Below are 5,118 nucleotides of genomic sequence, written 5' to 3' on the forward strand. Positions count from 1 at the left end.
GCATCCTGCTGGAACCAGCGCGCCTGCGCTATCTGGCCGGCCTGCTGGCATCCGCCGCCTGGCTCCCCCTGCTGGACCCGCTGACGACGCTGATCGCCCTGCCGCTGTACCTGGCGAATGCCCTCAGCGATTATCCGCTGATGTACTCCGGGGAACTGCATTATTCCGCGCCGCTGGTGCCGTTCTTCGTCGCCGGCGCGGTCGGCGGAGCCGGCCGGCTGTTCGCCCTGCTCCACAAGCGGCTCCGCCTGGGCCGGCGCATTGCCCTGGCCATCATCGTCGCATGGGTGTTGAGCTGGAGCCTGGGATATCATATCTTTCGCGGCTATACCCCGCTGGGCATGCGCTTCCATTGGCCGCAGGTCACCGCACACCACCGTCTGCTGGAGCGCTTCGCCGCCCAGATACCGCCCGACGCCGGCCTCAGCACCACGCCGGCGCTCTTCCCGCACTTCAGCCACCGTCAGCGCATTTTCGAGTTCCCGGTCTTCACCGGCGACACCGATTACGTCCTGCTGGATGTCGCCGGCACCACCGACATGCATCCGCGCGATTTCTATCGCGCCTACTGGGACCTGTTCGGCTTTGACTTCAGCATCCTGGACGCGGCCGACGGTTACATCCTCCTGCACCAGGAAGCCGATCACCAGCGCATGGAACTGCCGGAGGAGTTCTATTCCTTCGTGCGCGTGACGGATGAGCGGCCGGCCTACCCCTACGACATCGAGTTCGGCGGGATCCTGCGCTTCCTCGGCTACACGATTGTGGATGACCCTTGGTGGAAGATGAGCCGCCTGCGGACGTACTGGGAGGTGCTCTCGGAGGCGCCGCCGGCCTTCCGCCCATATCCCTTCGTCATGGACAGCCAGGGGAACATGGCCGACAACACGGATGAACGCCCCATGCCGGCCCTCATCTGGTACCCGCCGCAGAAATGGCAGAAGGGCGAGATCCTGGCCTTCGAGACCCTGCCCTGGACATGGGGGGAGGAGTGTACCATCGGCGTGGGGGTCCTCAACGGCGCCAACTGGTATGACATCGGCAGTCGGGTGCCGGCGCATATTACCCCGACCGGTGCGCCGGCCTTCCCCATGGAAGGGGGGACCTGGGTGCGTCTGGGGACCTTCGTCCGCCGGCCCGCTTGGCAGGGCGGCCGGCTCCAGCCGATTTCCATAGAAGAGGATGCCGCCGCCTGGCGCTTTCAACCGGCGACTTTCACCTTCACCGGCACAGACGGCACTATCGAACTAAAGGGCTTCAGGCTGGAGCCATCCCGACCGGCCGCCGGCGGCTCCCTGACGTTGATCCTGCTGTGGCAGGCCGCACAGCCCATCCAGCGGGATTACACCGTGTTTGTGCACCTGGTGGGCGAGGATGGCGCCGCGGTCGCGCAGGTGGACAGCTTCCCGAACTGGCGCGGCCCGCTCCCCACTTCCGCGTGGCCGGCCGGCCAGTTGATCCCCGACACCCATTCGCTAAATCTGCCTGCCGAGCTTGCGCCTGGACCATACCGCTTGCGCATCGGGCTGTATTACTGGCAGGACCTGGCGCACCTGGAGGTGCGCGATGCGGCCGGCACTCCCCTCGGCACGGAACTGATCCTGGCGGAGGTGCAGGTACGGGCGCCATGAGAACAGCACCGGCCGGCGAACGCTGTGCGCGCGGTACCACGCAGTGGCACCTGGCCCTTATGGCGCTGGTGATCCTCGCCTTTGCCCTGCGCGCGGTTTCTCTGGAGCGGCAGAGCCTGTGGTACGACGAGGGCGTCAGCGCCTACCTGACGACCCTTCCCTGGGATGCGCTGACGCGCTGGACCGCGGACGACATCCAGCCGCCGCTGTATTACTACCTGTTGAAGCTATGGTGCGCGGCCGCCGGCCGGCCCGAGGGCGCGCTCCGCTGGCCTTCGGTCTTCTTCAGCACCCTGACTGTGCCGCTGGCCGCCGTGCTTGGCCGGCGCTTGTTCTCGCGCCGCGCCGGGCTGATCGCCGGCCTCCTGTTCGCTCTTTCCCCTCTCTATATCTGGTACGCGCAGGAAGCCCGTAACTATGCGATGTTGATGTTTCTCACCCTCCTTTCCTCCACCCTCCTGTATTCCGCCTGGGTGGAGAAAGGCGCACGGCCGGCGTGGGGGATCTGGCTGGCATATGCCCTCGCCACCAGCGCGGCATTGTATACCCATTATTTTGCCTGGTTCATGTTGCTGTTTCACGGGCTGTTCGTCCTGCTGGTCTGGTGGATGGAGCGCCGGCCGGCGAAAGCCCTCCTCCATCCCGCCGCGTCATGGATGCTGGTCGGGCTCTCCTTCCTCCCTTGGCTGCCTTTCCTGCTCACCCGCTACCGCGTGGACGAGAGCTACTGGGCCGGCACCCTGAAGGTCGGAGAGGCCCTGCGCAAAATCGCCCTCTCGTTCACGCTGGGCGAGACGGTGCTGGAGGGAATCGGCTGGCGGCTGACAGCAGGGTTTCTGGTGCTGACGGCGATCTGCGTCGTCACCCTGATCATCGCCGGCGGGAACCGCAAGCATTTCGTGCTCTTCCTTGTGCTGTACCTAGTTGTGCCGGTCGCCGGCGTCCTGGCGCTCGCGCTCCGCTCGCCGAAGTTCACGCCGCGTTACGTGATGCCCTCCTCGGCCGCGCTGTGGCTGATATTTGCCGGCGGCATCGAGGCTTTCTGGCGGCGCCGCCTGCGCGTCAGCCGGCCCCTGGCCGCCGTCCTCACCCTGATGGCCGGCGTCTGCCTGCTGTACCCGTTGGCCGGCTTCGCGTATTCGGACCGCAATCTGTACACCGACCCCGCTTTCACCAAGCCTGACTTTCACGGCGCTACCCGCTATCTGGCCGCGCACCGCGAGGACAATGAAGCCGTGATCCTCGTCTCGGGCCATATGTATCCGATATTCGATTATTACCTGCCGGCGACAGAGCGGCTCCTTCTGCCGCCGGACCGCATCCTTTCGACCGAGCACGTGCTGAACCAGGGGATCGGTCAGACGCTGAGGACAGCCCTGCGGGGGAAGGCCGGCGTCTGGGTAGTGCGCTGGCAGGACGAGGTGGTGGACCCCAACGGCTGGCTGGACCTGTTTCTGGAGCAGGCCGGCGAGCGCCTGCCAGTGGAAGCGCAGTTCTGGCACGTGCGGCTGGAACACTTCCGCCTGGACCCTTCCAGGCCGTTCCCGACCCAGCCGCCCATCACCGAGCACATGGAGGTAAACTTCGCCGGCCTGGTCCAGCTTGTCGGCTGGGATCAGCCGGCGCCGGACACATACCGTCTGTACTGGCAGGCCCTTCAGCCCATCGCGGATGACCTGATGGTGTCCATCCGCCTGTTGGACGAGCAGGGCCTGTTATGGGGGCAGGAGGACCGCCGGCCGGCCGCCTATCTGTATCCCACCATGCGTTGGAAGCCCGGGGAGCTGACCTTCGGGCAGGGGACCCTGCCGGCCCAACCCGGGACGCCGCCGGGCAGTTATACGCTGGAAATCCGCGTCTATCGGGCCGGCCAGGGCACTGCGCTGGATATCCTGGATGCCGCCGGCAGTCCGCAGGGCCAGGCCGCCTATCTCGGACCATTCCGCCTACAAGATGCCGGCCGGGCGTGGAACCCTGACGCATTGGGGCCCTTCATCTCTCTCTCAGCCCCTGCGTCCGATTGTCTCGGCTTGAGGGGACAGCGCCAGCTTCCAGACACGATCGGGGTAGGAGAACCCTTCCCGGTGGAGCTGGTATGGCAGTGCATACGGCCTTGTTCCCAGTCCCTTTCCGCAGTGATCCAGGTCAGCTCCGCGGAGGATTCGAGCAGGGCTTTCATCCACGAGGCCGCGCTGTTCGCACGCTATCCCACCCCACACTGGCAGGCCGGCGAATGGCTGTGGAGCCGGGATGTGCTCCGCCTGCCAGCCGATTGGCCGGCCGGCCACACGCGGGTCACGGTGCAGATAACCGCGGAAGGCCAACCTATTGGGCCGGCCGTGTCTCTCGGCGAAATCAGCGTCACCGTGCCAGAGCGGATGTACTCCCTGCCGGCCAATATCTCCCTGCGGCCGGCAGATGCGCAAATCGATCGGCTCGCGCGACTGCTCGGTATTCGGCTGGAGCCAGACCCGCCGCGAGCCGGCGAGCAGGTGACAGTGACCCTGTACTGGCAGGTGCTGGCGCAGACGGATGAATCCTATCATGTGTTTGTCCATCTGGTGGACACAGGCGGCCGGCTCGTTGGCCAGCGCGACCAAATCCCGGCCGGCGGCACCCGGCCCACGACAAGCTGGGCGGAAGGGGAGATCATTGCCGATGCATACGTCTTCGAAGGGTGGCCGGCGGAAGCGGAACGCATATTGATCGGCATGTATTCCATGGGACGGCAGGGGCCGGCGCGCCTGCCCTGGTACGACTCGGCCGGCAGTCCCTTGGGGGATGCGCTGGTCATCCCCAGATAGCCGCAATATCTCCCGCTGATTGTGTACTGAATTCGCCCATTTTCCCCGTTTGCGGTATAATGAAAGTGAGGAAATGGCATTTCTGGAGGCATTCGGTGGGTTCATCTGGATTGTCACGTAATGCGTTCGTATATCTGATCATCCTCCTGGCGGCGGCGGCGCTGTTCTTCAACCTGTTCTCGACGACGCCGCAGGAGCAGGAGGTAGATCTGACCAAAGTAGCTGATTGGGCGCGCGCCGGCGAAATCACCACCATCACTGTCTCCGGCGACACCCTCAAGGTCTACCGCGCCGGGACGCGCGACCCGATACTGGCGCGCAAGGAACCCGGCATCAGCGTCACAGAAACCCTGCTGAAGCTGGGCGTCCCTCAAGAGACCCTGCAGAAGATAGAGATAAAGGTAGAGCCGCCCTCGCAGTGGGGAAACTGGCTGGCACTACTAGGCAGTGTCCTGCCGGTGGTGTTCGTGGCGGCATTATTCCTAATGCTGATGCGGCAGGCCCAGAGCGGGAATAACCAGGCCATGCAGTTCGGGCGCAGTCGGGCGCGCCTCATCACGGGGGACCGGCCGGCCGTCACCTTCGACGACGTCGCCGGCGCCGACGAGGCCAAGCAGGAGCTACAAGAAGTGGTCGAGTTCCTCAAGGACCCCCGCAAGTTCGCCACCCTGGGCGCCCGCATC

Annotated in this window: 3 protein-coding genes; all 3 read left to right on the forward strand. The window is 65.4% G+C overall.

Annotated features, from left to right (window positions below):
- Positions 1-1,631 (forward strand): DUF2079 domain-containing protein (locus tag H5T60_11395; GenBank protein MBC7243037.1); only part of this gene is annotated, 1,631 nt, incomplete at its 5' end.
- Positions 1,628-4,435 (forward strand): glycosyltransferase family 39 protein, encoded by a 2,808-nt coding sequence (locus tag H5T60_11400; GenBank protein ID MBC7243038.1) that lies wholly within the window; start codon positions 1,628-1,630, stop codon positions 4,433-4,435. The genes H5T60_11395 and H5T60_11400, both read left to right, overlap by 4 nt.
- A 110-nt stretch (positions 4,436-4,545) precedes the next feature.
- Positions 4,546-5,118: cell division protein FtsH (locus tag H5T60_11405; protein MBC7243039.1), on the forward strand; the 573-nt coding region annotated here is incomplete at its 3' end.

It is taken from the genome of Anaerolineae bacterium (genome assembly GCA_014360855.1).
Taxonomy (GTDB): domain Bacteria; phylum Chloroflexota; class Anaerolineae; order JACIWP01; family JACIWP01; genus JACIWP01.

Coding starts and splice junctions, on each gene's coding strand:
- H5T60_11400 (MBC7243038.1), top strand. CDS start 1,628: ATGAGAACAGCACCGGCCGGCGAACGCTGTGCGCGCGGTACCACGCAG.